The following is a 19051-nucleotide window of genomic DNA, read 5'->3' on the forward strand; positions in this document are numbered from 1 at the left end:
GAAATAAGAAAGCGTTAAGCTTTCTAAATTTGCAACGTAGCGTTGCAACATTCAACTTTCCATTTGCGATGAAACTGCTATGTTGATAGATCAATCAACGAGGTAAATATGAAAAGTACAGCAGATATTGTCACGACAGATGCAGCTCGAATTGCAAAACGACTGGTGAATCACTGGAAACACAAATTTGATATTGAACAAGAAGCAACGACATTTGGTATTATCATGCCTGAAGCACGCGTGTTATTAAGCCCTCAAGCCGAGCATTTACATGTCAGCATTGAGGCCAGTGAAGATAAACTGAGTCACTTAGAACACGTCGTCTTAGATCATCTGATTCGTATGGGGCAACAACCACTTACAGCCACGTGGACACAAGTTTAAGTCAGCGGCTGAATTGAATTAGTTTGATAACCGTTGCTGTTGGTTAAATTGGCGAATAGCCGCAATACGCTCTTGGGTCGCAGGGTGGCTTCGGAAAATTGAACCAATACCACCGTCCTCCCCCTTCTCAGACTTCTCTTGTGGCTGTTTTTCTTCTTCGCCACGTGCTTCGGCTTCCATACGCGCTAAAAAGTTTGCCAAATGTAAGCTGGAGATATGGTTTTTATCCAGCACTTGCATGGCATACAAGTCCGCATCACTTTCAAAATTGCGTGAATAACTCGCACCGACTATAGCGACTGGTACCGAAGTAAATAAGGACGAACTGTCTCCTGTCACTGCAATCAACAGCACACTAAAACCTAAACTAGATAACGCTTGTTGTAGACTATGTCGCTCAACCAAATGCCCTTGCTCATGCGCTAAAACCCCAATAATTTCATGATCATCTTTGGCAAGATTGACCAACTCATCGGTCAAAATAATCGTATTGTTTGGGATAGCTAAAGCATTGGCTCCAATTTGTCCACCTGAACGAAATAAGACTTTGGCAGGCCGACCATTGGCAACAAGGTCTTGATAGCTTTTTATGATTTGTTTTTGACGTAATACGGGTACAGTCGAAGGTGCCGTCATATTGAACACTTGTTCTTGTGCTTCATCTCCCAGTTGATGAATAGTATCCTCAGGCAGTTTCATCGCGACATAATGCGCCGCACTGGGAATACCCCACCTTAAAATGGCGAAGATGAAAGTCACAACAAACACCACACTAAATAGAATCAGGCTAGGGGAGCGCTCTAATTTCCAAATCGAATGCTGTACATGCTTTTTGTTTAACTCAAACCAGTCAGGCAATGCTTGTGGAAATTCAATCCGTGCATCATCTTTCAATTCAATCACAGGTTGAATCTGCCCCAATGCCCCAATCAACTGCATATCGGCATAGTAATAACGACGTTGCTGCTGGTTATAACAGATCAAGACCGTTTCGCTATCTATCGGTGCAATCGTGGCTGGATAAGGCTTAGAAATCTGCCCATCATAAAAGGTGATGTTTTGTTCCTGCATTTAAGCCTCGTTACAGCGAAATATCGATGTCAAAAATATCACTCAGCTCTTCAGCAATAGCATTCGGGTCATCTTGAGCCAAATTGTACATACGATCTGGATCATTTTTTAGAGTTAAAGTTAATGACTCAATTTGATACTGATATAAACGTACCGCAGCCCATGCCGATAACAAACCAAGCGAGAGGATTTTTAAAATCCAGTTGGTCATCACAATCCATGCATAATGCATCTGACCACAGTCCGTTTGGAAAGGACTACGCCCCAAAGTAGCCTTATTCCATGTGGTAATAAAAATACGCGCCATCATCAGCGGCCAAATCATAAAAGCAGCAATCATATAAATCACTGCCACGATGATCCCAAACTGGGTTGGAGAATTACTCCCCACTTGAAGAGTAAAGGCAACAAATAACCCTAAAACAAACACGATTCCAATAAACAAAAATACGGGCACATACATGGCACGCATATAGTCCGGCCAATCGGCATGTAGCTCAAAACGTAACTGCCCGAGTTGTAAATTATCCAGCGTGTATTTTTTAAAATACCAAAACAGCACTGGGAAAAAAATCCCGAGGGTAAAGATGTAAATCAAAATGCCTTTCAGCGCCAAGATATAGGCTTCTTTGGTCGTGCCTGTAAAATAAAAGCGGCTATTACCAAATTTACTGTTTCTGGCACGAAAGCGAATAGTAGAACGTACCAACCATGGTACAAGTAGAAATATGATGAGGAAACCAATTAAAGAAGCTTGCCAAGATACTTGAGCCAAAGCTGAAGCGCCAAAGTACACGCCCAAAGCAATAATTCGACCAATCAGGATACGTGTAGGTACACCCGTAAAATCAAACTTGCGGCGATAAAACACTGTGTTGCCATAAAAATAGCGTAAGCGTCTAACCTTCGCCCAAGGAGCATATAAAGTCAGCGTCACAATGGTCAATAAGATATTTACAATCCAAATGCCAAAGTATTCTCGGGCATTACCACGGAATTGGAAACGAAAAGTCTGTCCCAAATAGGCGTTTGGCTCATCCGTGGGAACGGCTGGTGGAGGTGGCCAACTTGCTTCAAAAGAAGCCTCTACAGGTGGCAATGATGCCTCAGAGTTTTGCATGTATACCCTATCTATTATTTTACTGTTTTATTTTTTAAGAACAAAAAATCAATCACCCAACCATGTTAATGCCAGTACTGGATGATTTCTAGTCAAAAATTAAGAATAAAGATGACAAATCAATAGTTAAGATTCAAGCTGTACCGCGTGAAACTGCAAATGGTCATCAATAAAACTTTGAATAAAGTAATAACCATGGTCATAGCCTGCATGTTCACGAAGGGTTAGTGGCTGACCCACAGCCTGACAGGCTTGCTGAAATAATGCAGGATTAAGCTGACTGTAAAATTGATCACTCAAACCCTGATCAATTAAAATATCGGCAAATTGAGCAGTTTTTGTTTGTACTAAAGCAGTTGCATCATGCTTTAGCCATTCAGCTTGGTCTGAACCTAAATAGTTTGAAAATGCTTTTTCGCCCCAAGCACATTGGCTTGGTGCGCAAATTGGAGCAAAAGCAGACACCGACTTAAATTTCTCAGGATATTTAAAGGCCAAAGTTAAGGCGCCATGACCGCCCATGCTGTGTCCGAAAATACCGATACGCTCAGCTTGTACGGCAAACTGCTGAATCACGAGATCATACAGCTCTTCAGCGACATAGCTTTCCATCTGGAAATGCTCAGCCCACGGCACTTGGGTGGCATTAATATAAAAACCTGCTCCTTGCCCAATATCCCAATGATCACCTTGCGCAACTTGTTCACCACGAGGAGAAGTATCAGGCGTTACCAAAATCAGACCTAACTGAGCTGCTAAACGCTGTGCGTGCGCTTTAATGGCAAAGGTTTCTTCGGTACAGGTTAAACCCGCTAAGTAAAATAAGGCTGGACATGCTTGCCCTGCTAGCGCTTGAGCGGGTAAATAAATACCAAACTTGCTCTCGCCTTTAAGGCTGATGGAATTAAATCGGTAAATACGCTGTTCACCATCAAAACTACGGTTAGATTGTACTAATTCCATCAGAGTTCCTTTTTAAATCTGAATTAAGGGTTTGCAACAGCTTTAGGTGGAAACAAGCGCTGTTCAAGTTGAGGAAGCATCAGCTCCATATTTTTACCCATCGACCACTGCGGTTCTGACGGTTCAAAACCTTGTGCTGTTTCCCATTGGCTCACAGTTTTTTGTGCTTGGCTAAACGCCGTTTCTATGCTGTTTTGCTCACGCATCGCCTGATCAAAGAACGCACGTCCAAAATAAGTATAATCGGCTTCATTGGTACACCCAAAAGACTGACGATCTGCCGCCGAAGCAGTAATGATCAAGGTATTGTCATTTTGCAGTGCTGGTACAAAGCTTCCCGAGAAGCACGATGAAATCACAATCACACGCCAGCGAATACCCGAGGCATCTAAGGCTTCACGTAACCATTTCGGGTCGACCTGAGTTAAGTCTAAAGGTGCATTTTCCATTTCGAATTGGTTCGGTAAACCATGCGAAGTCATATATAAAAATAACACATCGCTTTCACGGTTCATTTGCTGTCCCATACGACGCAGTGCCATTTCAATACTGTGTTTAGAGGCAATCGGAATTTCTGTCCGTGTTGCAGGGTTATTCACCAACATCATCGAACGGCCCAACGTACCAAAACGCGTGTCGAACTGTTCTTTGATTCGCTCAACCTCCGAACGAAATACATCTTGATAACTCGCTCCTGCCACACCAAGGAAGTACCAATGTGATTGTGCAAATTCGCCGTATTGTACAGACTCGAGTGCTTTATTGAGTAAGCGACTTTGTGCATAGAAAGCATCTTCTGCAAAGGTCGGTGGTGTTTCTTCTACCTTCCAAATCGGCTGACTGGTCACTGACATTTGCCAAACCACAAGGGTAAACAGCGTGGCCAAGACAATCAGTGCACGCTCCCACCAAGGCCATTTCAGCTCACGTGAAAACACCCACACCACCGCCAAACTCTGCCAAACAAACAGTACCATGAACACATTCGGCAAGTAGTCGTAGAAGAAATACGGCAGGACATCAATCATGCCTAAATATTGGATAAAACTTTGTAATAACGCGATATGCGTATCCAACACTAACCAAAGGAGTGCAGGCACCAACATCAAACGCGGATTATTCACCCGTTGAGACAGAAAAATCCCGACAATGAGGGCAATAAAAGGCCAAAGCGCATAACTGACCAAACCTTGCGGGTTAAAGTCGCCGATCTCTCCTGCACTCAACCAGCTAAATAAAGTATTGGCTGAGCCGCCTAAAATCCCCCAAAAAATAAGTTGCATAATCGAAGGATGGACAATTTGCAAAGAGCGTCGTGAACCTAGAAACAACCACATCCCCGCAGTTTGGTTGCTTTTAAAATCATGCCAAAAGTTGATGGAGGGTTTGAAGTCGATCATAAGATTCTAATTAAATTGTGACTTGCGTAGGGACACACTAAGTTTATGCTTGATCAGCATTTTATCAATGATGTTTTTAACTGTATAACAAATCTTTGCATACTTTTGAAGCAATCTTCCACTTCAGTCTAAGTGTTCATGCTGAAAATAGGCATCAAAACGGCATGCATCCCCCAACCACTGATGAGTGGTTTCTTGATTTGCCAAAAACACGGCCAAGCGAGGACGTTTGACCACCACCCGTTTGGCTACTTTTTGTGCCAAACCAAGTAGATGATCACCCAAATCCATTTCGCCATCTTCAGGCAATAACATATGTAAAAGCTGCATTTGCTTTTTCACTTGCGCCTGTTTTTTCACTGCTTGCTGATTTTGATCACGTTGTGGAAACATCGGGTCCAGATAAACCACATCGACCGTATTGCCCTGCTCTGCTTGTTGTTGCAAATACTCTGCGGAGTCTGAAAAAACCAAGCCAATTCGAGTCACCACAGGGTTTAAGAATGCATCCTGTAAAGCCTGTTCCTTACTTGACTCTAACAAGGTAAATAAAATGGGATGGCGTTCTACCAACGTGACATTGGCTCCCAAATATGCCATGAGCAGTGAGTCATGCCCAAGCCCTGCCGTTGCATCAATGAGCTTAGGTTTTTCAGTCAAGTGGCAAGCACGCGCAATCATTTCAGACTTTAACGACGCACGCTTTAAACGTGGAATTTCTGCTTTCCAATCTGGCTGCATTTTCATGCCATTGGCACAAAGCCAAAGCCCTTCAGCATCGGCACATAAACCCAGTTCAGGATGAAAACGGAAAAAACGTGCATTTAACTTTTCGGCGACTTCGATGCTGACCTCGACACCACGAGAAAAAAGCACAGCAACATAGTACTGTGCTTTTTCTAAATGCTCTTGTTCCACATATAAGCGCATTGGGCTTACCATAACTTCCAACCCGTAAAGGCAAACAATAGAATTACTAAGCCTGAAGCAATGCGGTACCATGCAAAAATCATGAAATCACGCTTCGCCACATAAGCAACTAAAGCACGAATCAACAGTAAAGCCGAAACAAAAGAAACAATAATGCCTGTTGCCAATACGATCCAATCTTGTGGTCCTTCAAACACATGTGCACTTTGGTACAAATCTAACAGACCCGCACCAATAATTACTGGAATACCCAAGAAGAATGAAAACTCAGTGGCTGCTTTGCGTGATACACCTAGGAACATCGCACCAATAATAGTTGCCCCCGAACGTGATGTCCCTGGAATTAAAGACAGCACTTGAATCAGACCAATCCAAATCGCATCTTTCACACTCAGATCTTCAACTTCATGGACGCGCTCATGTGGTGGATGCTTTTCAATCCAAATAATAATCAAGCCACCCACAATCAAACCGATCGCAATGGCAATATCATTAAATAAAAGCTCTTTCACCGTTTGACCAAATGTTAGACCAATCAGCACAATAGGAATCGACGCTAAAATGAGTCCAATCCCGAGACGGCGACCTTGGGGTTCGCCACTGAAAATTCCTGTTGCCGCACCCCACAAACGTGCCCAATATTCATAAATGACGGCTGCAATTGCCCCCATTTGAATGGCGATCACAAAGACATCACTTTTTTCTTTGGTCCAGAAATTCATGAGTTCTGAAGCTAAAATTAAATGTCCAGTACTCGAAATGGGTAGAAATTCAGTAATACCTTCAACAATACCCATAATTGCCGCTTTGAGCAGCAGTAAAAGATCCATAAAAAACCCTAATTATGCTTTGCCCTGTTCTGGGATTTTTTTCCAAGCGTTATCACGTAAATAGACTGGAAGTGCAAGTTCAGCACTCACCCAGTGTTGTTGCTGTGCATTCTTGCGCGCAATTGTGGCAATATCTTGCGCAGTTGCACTTAAATCTTTGTATTGTATTTGTGATGGGTCAATTAAGGTTGCGCCTGAACCAACTAAAATAAACGGTGTACATTCTGTAGCCGCTGCATAGCTTAAAAGCTGTTCTTCATCGACGGCTTGCATGATGCCATCTGCATCTAATTGAAAACTTGCAATATATACTTCACTCATGCGAGCGTCTAAAACTGCTGTGACTGTGGTTAGACCATGCACACGATGTGCAGCTTGTGCGAGCGCTTGTAAGGTTGAGACAGGAACCACAGGTAAATCATTCGACCACGCCAACGCTTGAGTCACGGCGGCATTAATACGAACGCCACTGAAAGAACCAGGACCACGACTAAAAGCGATACAAGACAGATCTTCGGTCTTTATCCCCAACTGTAGAAAACCGTGTTCAATCATTGGGAGAATCGTTTGCGTTTGTGCTTTTGCGCGCGTATCCAATTGAAAAAAAAGTTCTTGATTTTCATCTACAATAGAGACGGAACACTGCTCATTTGCAGATTCCAATGCCAGCACTTTCATGCACAACCTTAATGATTTAATCTATAAAAACGTGGCTATGATACTCCACTCAAAAGCACTAGGCGAGATGTTCTCAGAGCAGAGCTAAAAAAGCCTAGAAAAATCTAGGCTGAATGGGAAAAAAATAAACTTATAAATGCGCCGGCTCTAAATCGATAAATTGTTTAAAGTGTTCTGCATAATGCATTGCACTCATTTTCAAACGAGCCTCGGCCGTTTCATCCAAAGTTTTGACGACTTTACCCGGTGAGCCCATGACGAGGGAGTTATCTGGAATGACTTTACCTTCAGGAATCAGCGCATTCGCACCAATAATGCAATTTTTCCCAATCACTGCATTGTTTAAAACTACGGCATTAATCCCAATCAGACTATTATCGCCCACAGTGCAACCATGTAACATGGCTTGATGCCCAATGGTGACATAATTGCCAATGTTCATTTCAATCCCAGCATCAGTATGTAAAACCGCATTTTCCTGAATATTGGTGAAGTCACCTAAACGAATTTTGCAATTGTCTGCACGTACGACTGCTCCAAACCAAATACTGACTTGCTGCCCCAATTCGACTTGACCGATCACTGTGGCATTTTCCGCAATCCAACCATTCCATGGTTGATGCATTGCTTTTGGGGCATGACTTTTAAATTTGTACAACATATTTTTTCCTTAAAATACTCAGCTTACTTAGGGAACCGAAAAGTCGGTGAATTGACTAAAAATGGCCACTCTTTATGGTAGCTCAAACCATATTGAAATAGTGCAACCAACATCCGTGCTGTCAGCCCCCAAACAATTTCATTTTCCACCCGCATACTGGGAAAATAGAGGGATTGATGGGCAAAACGAACTTCATAAGGCACAGCAGGTACTTCCATCAGCTGTTTGAGTGATGCAAAGAAAATGCGATCAATTTCTGCCGGCTGAGCAACCAGTTCAACTTCAGGTGGGATTAGCCCGACCACAGGTTTGACCAGCATGCCATTACGGGCCTTTTGCATCGGTAAATCACCGAGCAACTGCACATCAAAAGGATTCAGCGCGGTTTCTTCATAGGCTTCACGTAAGGCAACCACGATATTACTGGTATCTTGTGGATCTCTTTTTCCGCCAGGAAAAGACACTTCGCCAGCATGATTAGATAGATAAACAGAGCGGCGGGTCAGTAAAACTTTGGGATCCTCTTCATTGGTGATTGCGATTAACACAGCTGCATCTGCCGATTTAATTTTGCTTGAAAACCGTAACTGTTGTTGCAGTATGCGTGTTAATGAATGTTCATCCATTGAACGTCGTCCCCATCATTCTTTTTTTCATCATAGCTGAATTTGATACTGAAAAAAGAGAAATGATGCCAAAATTTAATTTTTAAGTTATGCTGAGTCTGAACTTTATCATTGATGATGAATATGGACTTTTGCAGCAATTGCGGACAAAAAACAACAGAACAAATCCCTCTTGGCGACCATCAATTGCGTCGTGTTTGCACCTCTTGTAGTTCTATTCATTATGTGAACCCTAAAGTGATTTGTGGCGCACTCGCACTTTGGGAAAATAAAGTATTATTATGCCGCCGTGCCATTGAACCGCGTTATGGGCTATGGACCTTACCAGCAGGTTACATGGAGTTGTTTGAAACCATGGAACAAGGCGCTGCACGAGAAACCCGTGAAGAAGCTGAGGCGGAAGTTGAAATTGAACAGCTGTATTGCATGTACAATATTCCGCGAATCGGACAAATTTATGTGCTCTTTAAAGCGAACTTAGTGGATGGAAAATTCGGTGCTGGTGAAGAAAGCATTGAATGTCGTTTATTTGAAGAAGATGAAATTCCTTGGTCAGAACTGGCTTTCCCAAGTGTCGAACATACCTTACGTCACTATTTTGCCGACCGTAAAAGTAATCAGTTTAATCTTCATCTCGAAACCCTAGGTACACGCTTAGACCACACAGGTTAATGTTGCCTAATATCAAAAAAAGCCCATCGATGATGGGCTTTTTTTGTGTTTATAGCGATATTATTTTGCTAATACTTTATAGCAATCAGCAATGTCAATTGAAACATCACCCTCACGGAAGTCCGCGGCTGCTTGATTGGCAATGCTATTTTTTTCATAATAGTTACTTAAATATGCCTTATAGATATTGGTCCACTTTACCCCTGCACCAGAAAAGTCACTGAGGGAAATATAAGCACTTTCATTTACATTAGCGGACAATAAATTACCGAGATTAATGCGCGCCCCACCAATCACTGTAGAGGTTTGTTGCCCTTCACTATTCACATCACTCACAATATTGGTATTTGCACCAATAACTACGCCATCAATTTTATCAAAGATAGGATTTGCTAAGAGGATACGGAAAGTCACAGCTTTATTTGAAGTATCTGTCGCACCCAGAGTCCCAATTCGATACTGTGTTTGGTTGTTAGCTGTCGTTAAAGTTGCACCCTTTGTTACTAGCGGTGTACATGCCGTCATTTTATTACTCGCAGACTGCATATCCGTACGAATATCTCCCGACTCATCAATTGCAATCCCTAGAGTTACAGTATCGCTAGAGTTTTTTGCCTTAAAAGTTAAGTTAGCATACAGTGGGAAAATATACTTCTGCCCAGACGGGACATTGCTCTTAGACTTAAATACATCATTATCTAAATAACCAATTGGAAAAATTTTAAAGGCGTCAAATGAGCCTTTGAAGGTATCCGTGCCATAGTTTTGCTGCCATAAACCATAGGATGACGGGCTAGCATTTGGATCTTTAGTTAATTGTTTATAAAATTTTTCCGTCCCTGCAATTAGATAATCATTAAACAGCTTGCCTTGGGTAATGGTGAAATCATCCGAATTTGGATCTGTCAAATTAAACTTAAACGGTTGCTGAATACTTTTGGTTAAGGGATTAATCCAAGACGTTTGTGCTAACGCATTCATTTTGGCAGGTTCAATATTTTTCAGTAAATCGACCGTCACACTGGTTGCCAAATCACTGCCTAATTGTTCTTTTAATGGTCCACGCCACTGTACACCTGAACCAAAGGTATAACCTTGTCGATCCGTAAGAATAATAAAGCTTCCAATTAAGTGACGAAGGTTAGCAGGACTGGTCTTACAGTCTGTAGCATTACAACCATATAAGCCTTGTGGTAAACCAATTCCTGTATTTTCCGATAGTGCATTTGCAAAAATCGGGAAGTCCGCTTGATAAGTGGCAGAGTTATTCATGAGCACCAATGTTTGGACCACGTTAAAAGCATCATCATTGCTAATTTGGCTGACATCGATCCAAGGTTTGATTTTCTCTACGTATGCTCCTGATGCATAATCTTCAGCACTAATCGATGTCAAGAGAAGAGATAAGTCTGCTTTCTTAGAAGCTAAAATACCAAAAGGTTGTACATCCCCAACGACCCCTGCACCGCGCTCTAGACCTAAAGCTTGAAAAATTTTCGCCAAAGCCATCGCAATTTTTACAGTCTTGTCGTTTGGACTCAAACTGGTTGCAGCCGTTCCACCATTTAACCCTTTTGCCATGTCTAAAATACTAAGGCGTGGTAGTGAAGCTGAAACTGTACTTATATTACCAATTTCAGATAAAGGAACTGTACCGAGTTCGACTTGTTTATCCGAACTTCCAGTCAACAAGAAGTGGATTTTGTCCCCTTCAGAGCAGCGGCCTGTTGCCGCATTTGTTTTCGGCTCCATCAAGGTTATATACGTATTATCAGGATCACTACTACAGACAAAGTTAATCCCATCAACTGGATAATCCAAGGCAAACTCAACACAGTTTTTATCTTTCAGTAAACAGCTTCCGTTAACAGAGTTCACTTGATTCGGTTCAGGATTCACATTGGCACTTTCACCACCACAACCTGCTAAGGCAACAACCAATGTCGACAAGGTAAATGGCCATAAAATTTGTTTTTTCATTTTCATACTCTATTTATTTTTAGCGAATTGCGATTAATTTCAACTGACCGTGATTGGTTAGAACTTTATGTTCGACATCTACAGCAGAAGAGAGTGGTGTCAACAATAAATAATGACTTTGTTCAGGTACATGTAAAATACCTGCAATCATTTCATGAGATAGCATAGAAGGTAAGTTTTCATCATTTTTAAATCCACCTGCCCCTTCAAGGACACAGGCATTTTGGTCTAAGAACACAGCAAAAGGCCAATAAAATGTAGGATCATTTTGTGTGGATGCATACGAATTTAATTGAATATTTTGAATATTGCTGTCCACTTTTATGATTTCAAATTCAAAATTTTCTTTTATCGGCTTTTTCGGCCAAACATTAATATCGTGATTGACTTGTAAGCTTTTTGCTTTTTTCAGCTTTTTATCCTTAAAACAGCTTTGTCCTAAGCTAGCGATCGTGTCTTGTTGTGACATTCGGTAATAGGTCGATGCTAAGGCAATCGGGGCTAAATTTTCTTTTTGCTTTGGTTTAAACATAGCGTTAAGGACAGATTTACTGACTCCTTTTTCTCGCTCAATGACCTGAAAACGAGTCGCTCCAGTTTTATGATCAATCACTCCTTCAGGCATCGTATAAAAACGGCGTTTGCCTTCTAAGTTAAATTCACGGTCTTCTAAATATTCATTACGAACGTAATCAGTTCCATCCATTTGACTAAACATACTTGAAGATGCCGTTGGTTTTTCTGCACTTAGTGGGTTCGTATGAGTTATGCTTTGAGGCATTGATGTAGACTTAATGGTTTGAATACTACTCACTGGGGCTTGCGGGATCTGCTGAGTGGTTTCAATCACTTTTTGTTGAACCAGCACCTTGGTTTCAGTTTTGTTTAATGGACGCTCAGGCTGCATCACTGTAGAAGAAGTGACTTTCTTCTCAGCAGAAAGTGTCTCTTCGGGCATAGGCTTTGTATCTGGTAAATGAGCCTGCATTTCGGTTACAGGCTTCTTTTGCATTACAGATTCCTTAGCGGGTATCGGTATTGGTACTTTAAGCTCAGAGACTTCACGCGCTCCCTTTTCTTGCTGCTTATGGTCCTGTTTCACTTGCTTTACTGGAGACTCACTGGCTTTGCGTTGTACCACCATCGGTCTACCATCTGGACCAATAATCGTAAAGAACTCTCCCGCAAAACTTGCACTCGAAATCCAACCCAATAAGCATAGTGATGAGGGCAATAAAATCCTTTTTATTGTATTCAATGTGCTTACCACCGTGTTCTATAGTTCAACCCTAAAATCGTAATGGTTGTATCTGTTTTTACATTTAAGCCAGCATATGGGTTTAATAGAATATTATTTACCCCAGTTTGGTTCGCTAAGCTACTAGAATTTGCAGGAATTTTATCTCGGCTTTGCAAAAAGCCAATGGATAAATCTAAATCAGTATCTGCATCAAAACGATAACCAACACCCAAACCAAACAAGCGCGCATTGTTAATTGGTACCATCGTATTACGTTTATCATCAGGAATCGCACTGGTGCGTGGTTCATAGCCTGCACGGAGTTTTAAACGATCTGTTGCTGAATATTCAATCCCAATACCGTAGTTCCACGGTGACTCAAAAGCCAAAGGTAGGGCCAAACTACTGTCTGAAATATTAGCTGAGAGCAATTTCGCAATTTTGAGCGCCGAAACTTGACGGTCAAATTCAAATTTAAATTTGTCCCATGCTTTATAGTCGGTCCAACCCACATCAACATTGACTTGTAAATCAGGTAAAAGTTTATACTTAATCCCCGCTTGGAAATGTGCTGGATACTCTAAATCCATCGATACCAAGCCCGACTCACTGGCTGGTACAGAACTTGGAAAACCTAAAACAGCAGCCAGAATCTGCCCTGTTGGAGAGGACATCAATCCCTTAATGAGTTCTTGTGGTGCTTTAGAATTGTCTATGTAATATTTACCTTTCATCCGCATTTTGGCTGCACTTTGGTAAACTACCCCAAAACTAAAATCTTCTGTTGGCTCCCACAGCACACCCAAGTTATAGCTTGGACTCAGTGATTGTTCTGCTGAAAGTTCGAGTTGACCAAAGCGTCCAAAAGGATTCATCCCCTCTTCAGCATTACACATCCCTAACAAGAGTATGTCCGTAATCACATCAGAGTTTTCTTTAAACGGAGTACAGACTACATCATCAATCATACGCAGCATCCCAATTAACTCATTGGGAAACCGTAGATCATTTTTTAATGCCAAAGCTTGATAAGACATGCCAATTGAACCACCAATGGAAAGCTGATCATTAATTTGGTAGGCCATAGATGGAGATAAATAGGTGATCCGTTCTAGCGCAACTTGTTGTCCCATAAAGTTACCAGGATTACCATCTTCCGCCCCAAATCCTGCAATTAATGGCGCATACATGGCCGTTGCAAATGTCATTTTAGAACCCGGTGGATTATATGCTATACCCGCAGTCGGGGCAGCCACAGGCATACCTTTACCCAAGTCCACCATTTTCTTCAAACCGGGTACATATAAGCTCGGGTATTCGACATCACCACGGACGGGGCCTTTAAAGTCGGTACAAATATCAGCATCAACTTCAGGCCCATCATTACAAACAATCGGATCATCTGAATAACCAAAAACGTTATAACCTGCTGGAACAGAGAACTCACGCTCGATATTAAAATCAGCGAGAATACCCTGCACATCCGTTTGCAAACCTTCAATTTTGGTCAATGCCGCTGGGTTAAAATGAATCGCACTGATCCCAGGTGGATCTGCAGTGACCGCATTCCCCATAGCCAACGAGCGAATATCAACTGATAAGTTTTGTCCTAAAGCAGCAAAGGTAACACTAGAATAGCCCGTTAATAATATGGCAGACACCAAAGGGCTCAGTCGGATATTTTTCATACGACTCCCCTATTATTTAAGCTTTTTTCCAAAACCAAGAATATCTAACGGGAAAGACAACCCTAATGACACATCAGGTGCATCTTCTGTTAAACCAAGGCCAACCGTCCCATTCACAATCGTTTCAGGTGAAACACGTACACCTAAAGAAATCGCAAAAGTTGAACTGGTTTGATCTGCTGGAGAGTAACTTTCCCCCGAGCTATAGGTAAATTCAGCCCCAGTATTGAAACTCTGTTGGTATGACATCGTCATCGAGACATCATAGTTAAAGGAATAAGCAAAACCGAAAGCAAAACCACCACTAATCCCAGGTTCAAACGCTTCAATCACACGGCTTCCACGGCGCTGATCTAAGCCCGATTCTTTGAAACCATAGTTTGCAGACACCGATGCAAACAGCACCACGGGATCAATATATTTTCGCGTACTTGCCCCAACACCTGCTGAATAATATCCCTTGCCTGTTGCTAAGTCTGAAGTAGCATTAATTTCATAAGGACTATCCCCTGTTTTGGTGGAAACGTTACCAAACAAAATCAAAGGCAAACGACCAGCCTTGAGTGGAAACGGTTCCCAACGTGCACCAAAGGAAATGTCCCCAAGACCCGCTGTAGAGGTATCTTTTAATAAGTCAGTTTTGGCAACCAAAGGCAATGATGCTGTTAACGTTAAGTTATCTTTTAAACCATATTGTGCCGTAAAAGTATTGGTTAGACTGTGTGTTGCATTTTCTTGTACCCGCAGTTGATAGAGCTGACCTTGTGCCATCTCTAAATCAAGTTGAGTATCTCGGTAATAGGTATAATCAATGTCATAATAAGATGAAATCTCACCTTCTTTAATTAATGAATACTGACGTTCATTTGAGGTAAAAACTTCTTCCAAGTTGGTCTCTTTAGTTGCATCACCCTCTTGCTGTTGCAACGCAGAAGACGCTGCTTGCTCAACACTTCCAGTGTTTACAGATGCTGGCTTTTCTGGCTGTGCAGGCACAGTGGTTTGATCCGATCCCACTTGATCTTGTACTTGCTCAGTAGCTTGTTCTACCTCAACAGTTTCATATCCTCCTAAGCTCGGTTCTTCCGCAGCATAGGCCACCCCAAGAATCATCTGCACACTCATTGCGAGCAGTGTTTTATTCATCCATGTCTTCATCATTGTCCCTTAGCTACACCTTTGTTCTTGTTTTATTTTTTTCACACTTTATTTGTTCTTATAATAAAGCCTGAGAAAATTGTACGTCGGTTGTCCATAGTATTCCGACTCTTTATTTTTATTACGCTCTAGGCGAATTGTGGATGCACGATCGGCTATTTTTTCCATATAATGTTGTGGATATTGAATATCGACAAGTGCATAGCGGTTGACCGTAGCATCATCGACATGTCGCAGATCAGCTTCCTGTAAAGCCAGCATATTTTTTCGCTGCTCTAGCGGAACATTAATTAAAAACAACGTGTTATTTTCCCAAACATCCTTAAAACGTTGCTCATCAAAACTAATATTTCCCAAAGCAGGATCGGCAACATAGACTCGACCATCTTTATAGCCCTTATAGACCACAAAATGCTTAAAACCAGCATAAGAAATTGGAACAATGGCAGGTTGACCTTGCTTGACCAAATCCTCAAATTCCCCCTTGTAACCTCCACTTTCTAAACCAAGTGCAGTCACAAAGCGTTTCATGTCCAATAAAGAAAAACTCCGGCGCTCAATAATTCGCTCATATTCGCCATAGCGAAGCAAGCCATCCATGGTTTGTTGTTCGGTAAGTTGTGCACCGACATAACCATTGATTAAGGTGGTCAGTGCTGCTGAGCCACAACTATAGTCATAAGCTTGACGGACAATGCCTCGAAATTGATCTTCTACAGCAGGATTAATTAGGACAGGTTCATGATGCATTCTGGTAAAAGATGCATTCCGAGAGTCTAGAACTTCAGTATAGTAAACTGCTTCCGCAGGTTTTTTCTTAATATCAAAGGCTTCGGTGGCAAAGTAATACATCATTGCTGAGCCCAATGCGATCTCTAACATAGCTTTTTACTTTTTTTAATAATATAGGCATCCCGCCCATTTTTGTTTTTAGAGTTAATACTCTATATCCATACATTCAAGAAGATACTGTGTTTTATCTAAAAAAAATAGTCTTTTTTGCATTTTTTATGAATATATTTTTTGAAAAAAAGCGCGTGAATTCACGCGCTTTCTTGAAGCCTAATTTTAGTGACCTGAAATAGTAATCACAGCACCTGGCATATATACACCAGCAGCAGGGCTAAAGTAAGTTTGCATGCCTTGAACTTCTACATCACCAATAGATGCAGCATCACGACTACCCAAATGCACACCTTTCACATAGGTATCGTGTGCGCCACTTGTGCTAATCATACGAATATAACCTTTACTTGCACCCTCTTCACCAATCACACTAATTTTTTGATTCAGTGTTAAATCGAGAGAATTTGCATCTGCAACTTTAATGCTTTCAACAAAGATTTCACCTGCAGCACGTGTTGCTGTTTTGGTTGAGTTATCTAAAATACCTAGATCTTTAATTTCTAAACCACCAACCATGGTTGCGCTTAGTTGAATCATTGCGCCTTGCGGTGCAGCACCCAATTGAATGTTTGCAGACATTGGTCCTGTTTTCAGTGATAGACCACTTAGAATCGGATTCACCGTGCCTGTACCACCACGGCGGATAGAAGTTGCACCTGTTGCAGGAACATCAGCCGAAGCAACTACACCAATTTGACCAATTTTAATATCTAAACCTGAAACTTGAGCTGCAATGTTAATAAATGCATTGCCACCGTTTGCATCTGTGTCAATTTTCAAGTCAGCTAAGTTACGAGAAGGAAGTAAATATGCCCCAGAATTGTCATAGTTTGCACCAATCACAATACCGTGATTTTCTAACGGATCACCAGTTTTACCATTACCTTGAATCACAATAGCACCAGCCGTGGCAGTACCGCCATTTGCAACAGCTAGACCATCATTATCGTGAACGAAGACTTTACCGATTTCGATTTTAGAAATACCAATACCGATATTCAAACCATCTTGACCTGTAGCGGCACTGAGCGAAGCGTCATCCATTGCTTGCATTGCCATTGCATTTGCACTGATTGCCATTGAAGAAACTAAAGCAAGTTTAGTAATAATTTTCATCTTGTTCCTCTCCTAAGAGCTTTATTTTTGTGATACCAATCACTCGATATTAACTACTGCTTTTTTTATTTTGACCCAGTATTAACATCTATCCTTGAGTGACTTCATTGCCTGAACTACGTTATATGCGAGTGATTTTTTGATCAACTGCTGTTGGTCGCAATCTATCGCTTACCGATAAACGGTATTTCCACTATGCGTACACGTACAATGCGGTAAAATAGCCTGAATTTTTTAATCCTATTTGCGTTAGCATGACTCTAAGCCAATCATTTAAAAAGATAATTTGTGATTCAACCCGCTCTGTATCTCATATACTACAGGCGTTGAATGAGCTCACACAGTTAGTCTATTTACAAAATGTCGATGCACCTGTCATTGCTTTTTTACCCGAGCGTTATCAAGTTTTTCAAAAAAACCAGCACTTTTTCTTTCAACGCACACAGGATTTTTGTTACATCCCTGATGACCAAGAAATAGATATTTCCAGCAATATTCAGCCAAGCTCAGCACAAAAAGAAGCCTCTTTTAGTGGTGGACTCATTGGATTCGTCAGTTATGACTATGCCGCCCAGCAGCATGTTCAGGTTCAAATTAAGTCTCAGCCCAGTCTATTCTTAGGGTTATACAGCAGTTATTTACAATGGACTGATGCAGGCTGGCTATTTTGCAGTAGTGACTCACAAGCCGAACAAATTTATCGCAAAATTGAATCGTATTTATTACAGCCTGCTGCCTTAATCCATCCACTCCAACTCGAGTCGATCTGCCAAGCACGTTGGACTGAAACCCAATACAAACAAGCCTTTCAGCAAGTACAGGAATACATCAAAGCTGGGGATTGTTATCAAATCAATCTCACACAAGAGTTCACTACCAAGGCACACGGTCAACTCCTAAGTGTGGTCGAAGCATTTTGGCAATTAACCGATGCACCTTACTCTGGCTATCTCCGTATCGATGATTTTGAACTCTTAAGTTGTTCACCTGAGTTGTTTATTGATTTTCAAGCTCATCGAAAAATCATCACTAAGCCAATTAAAGGCACTATGCCACGCTTTGCAGATCCAGTCTTGGATGAACAATCTAAACAACGCTTGAGGGCTTCGGAAAAAGACCAAGCTGAAAATGTGATGATAGTCGATCTACTGCGTAATGACTTAAGTGTTTATGCGGAAACAGGTTCAGTTAAAACACCTAAGCTATTTAATATTGAAAGCTTTAATCAAGTCCATCATATGGTCAGCGAAGTCGAAGCAACACTGAAGACAAAAGTTCATCCCTTTGACGTGCTACTCTCGGCACTCCCTGGTGGGTCTATTACAGGAGCACCTAAAATTCGAGCGATGCAAATTATTGAAGAACTCGAAGGTGCACCACGTGGAGCGTACTGTGGCTCAATGGGCTATTTTAATTTCGATGGGACGGGGTCTTGGAACATTCTGATTCGTTCTATTCAAAAATTTCAAGATGAGCTTTCGCTTTGGGCGGGTGGTGGAATCACTATTGCATCAGAGTATGAGGCTGAATATCAAGAATGCTTTGACAAAGTCTCAGCACTGCTTAATTTACTCAATACCTTTGTGCAAACGGACACGAAATAGCCACAAAAATAAAAAAAGTGAACC

General features: G+C 41.6%; 18 protein-coding genes. 3 read left to right on the forward strand and 15 right to left on the reverse strand.

All coding sequences use genetic code 11. The features are described 5' to 3' along the window. Positions 1–108 precede the first annotated feature (108 nt). Positions 109–384: a DUF2218 domain-containing protein gene (locus CDG62_RS16065; protein WP_087528222.1), complete on the forward strand. Its 276-nt coding sequence runs from the start codon at positions 109–111 to the stop codon at positions 382–384. An 18-nt stretch (positions 385–402) separates the two neighbouring features. Here the strand turns inward: CDG62_RS16065 and CDG62_RS16070 are convergent, their stop codons facing one another. The 9 genes from CDG62_RS16070 to CDG62_RS16110 all read right to left on the reverse strand — a co-directional run bounded on the left by CDG62_RS16070 (position 403) and on the right by CDG62_RS16110 (position 8663). Further along, on the reverse strand, positions 403–1455 hold the full coding sequence (locus tag CDG62_RS16070; RefSeq protein WP_087528221.1) for a M48 family metallopeptidase: 1053 nt from the start codon (positions 1453–1455) through the stop codon (positions 403–405). Between the two features lie 10 nt (positions 1456–1465). Then, positions 1466–2575 (reverse strand): YjgN family protein, encoded by a 1110-nt coding sequence (locus tag CDG62_RS16075; RefSeq protein WP_087528220.1) that lies wholly within the window; start codon positions 2573–2575, stop codon positions 1466–1468. A gap of 126 nt (positions 2576–2701) precedes the next feature. Beyond that, entirely contained in the window at positions 2702–3538 is an 837-nt protein-coding gene (gene fghA, locus CDG62_RS16080; protein WP_087528219.1) for an S-formylglutathione hydrolase, read from the reverse strand. A gap of 23 nt (positions 3539–3561) precedes the next feature. Further along, a complete protein-coding gene (locus CDG62_RS16085; RefSeq protein WP_087528218.1) occupies positions 3562–4938 on the reverse strand; it encodes a C13 family peptidase in 1377 nt (458 codons plus the stop codon). A 123-nt stretch (positions 4939–5061) separates the two neighbouring features. Then, complete coding sequence (locus tag CDG62_RS16090; RefSeq protein WP_087528217.1) at positions 5062–5880, reverse strand: class I SAM-dependent methyltransferase; 819 nt, start codon at positions 5878–5880, stop codon at positions 5062–5064. Continuing rightward, positions 5874–6698, reverse strand: a complete 825-nt coding sequence (locus CDG62_RS16095) for an undecaprenyl-diphosphate phosphatase (protein ID WP_087528216.1) — start codon at positions 6696–6698, stop codon at positions 5874–5876. The genes CDG62_RS16090 and CDG62_RS16095 overlap by 7 nt, the downstream gene beginning before the upstream one ends. Positions 6699–6710: 12 nt before the next feature. Beyond that, entirely contained in the window at positions 6711–7376 is a 666-nt protein-coding gene (gene tsaB, locus CDG62_RS16100; protein ID WP_087528215.1) for a tRNA (adenosine(37)-N6)-threonylcarbamoyltransferase complex dimerization subunit type 1 TsaB, read from the reverse strand. Between the two features lie 130 nt (positions 7377–7506). After that, positions 7507–8037, reverse strand: coding sequence for a gamma carbonic anhydrase family protein (locus CDG62_RS16105; protein ID WP_087528214.1), 531 nt, complete (start codon positions 8035–8037; stop codon positions 7507–7509). Positions 8038–8060: 23 nt separating this feature from the next. Beyond that, entirely contained in the window at positions 8061–8663 is a 603-nt protein-coding gene (locus tag CDG62_RS16110) for an NUDIX hydrolase (RefSeq protein WP_087528213.1), read from the reverse strand. A 123-nt stretch (positions 8664–8786) separates the two neighbouring features. Between CDG62_RS16110 and CDG62_RS16115 the strand changes: the two genes are divergently transcribed. Then, on the forward strand, positions 8787–9335 hold the full coding sequence (locus tag CDG62_RS16115) for an NUDIX hydrolase (RefSeq protein WP_010325974.1): 549 nt from the start codon (positions 8787–8789) through the stop codon (positions 9333–9335). A 60-nt stretch (positions 9336–9395) separates the two neighbouring features. Here the strand turns inward: CDG62_RS16115 and CDG62_RS16120 are convergent, their stop codons facing one another. The 6 genes from CDG62_RS16120 to CDG62_RS16145 form a co-directional block, all read right to left on the reverse strand. Further along, positions 9396–11315, reverse strand: a complete 1920-nt coding sequence (locus tag CDG62_RS16120) for a flagellar protein FilF (RefSeq protein WP_087528212.1) — start codon at positions 11313–11315, stop codon at positions 9396–9398. Positions 11316–11334: 19 nt separating this feature from the next. Beyond that, positions 11335–12549: a putative pilus assembly protein FilE gene (filE, locus tag CDG62_RS16125; protein WP_087528211.1), complete on the reverse strand. Its 1215-nt coding sequence runs from the start codon at positions 12547–12549 to the stop codon at positions 11335–11337. 29 nt (positions 12550–12578) lie between these two features. Beyond that, positions 12579–14243 (reverse strand): OmpP1/FadL family transporter, encoded by a 1665-nt coding sequence (locus CDG62_RS16130; RefSeq protein WP_087528210.1) that lies wholly within the window; start codon positions 14241–14243, stop codon positions 12579–12581. Positions 14244–14255: 12 nt separating this feature from the next. Beyond that, a complete protein-coding gene (locus tag CDG62_RS16135) occupies positions 14256–15389 on the reverse strand; it encodes a hypothetical protein (protein ID WP_087528240.1) in 1134 nt (377 codons plus the stop codon). Positions 15390–15449: 60 nt separating this feature from the next. Beyond that, complete coding sequence (locus tag CDG62_RS16140) at positions 15450–16283, reverse strand: C39 family peptidase (RefSeq protein WP_087528209.1); 834 nt, start codon at positions 16281–16283, stop codon at positions 15450–15452. Between the two features lie 186 nt (positions 16284–16469). Then, the gene (locus tag CDG62_RS16145) at positions 16470–17423 is read right to left on the reverse strand and encodes a DUF6160 family protein (RefSeq protein ID WP_087528208.1); all 954 of its coding nucleotides are present in this window, start codon (positions 17421–17423) and stop codon (positions 16470–16472) included. Positions 17424–17677: 254 nt separating this feature from the next. Here CDG62_RS16145 and CDG62_RS16150 point away from each other — a divergent pair, with 254 nt between their 5' ends. After that, positions 17678–19027, forward strand: a complete 1350-nt coding sequence (locus tag CDG62_RS16150) for an anthranilate synthase component I family protein (RefSeq protein ID WP_087528207.1) — start codon at positions 17678–17680, stop codon at positions 19025–19027. Positions 19028–19051: the final 24 nt, after the last annotated feature.

It is taken from the genome of Acinetobacter sp. WCHA55 (assembly GCF_002165305.2).
In the GTDB taxonomy this organism is placed as follows: Bacteria; Pseudomonadota; Gammaproteobacteria; order Pseudomonadales; family Moraxellaceae; genus Acinetobacter.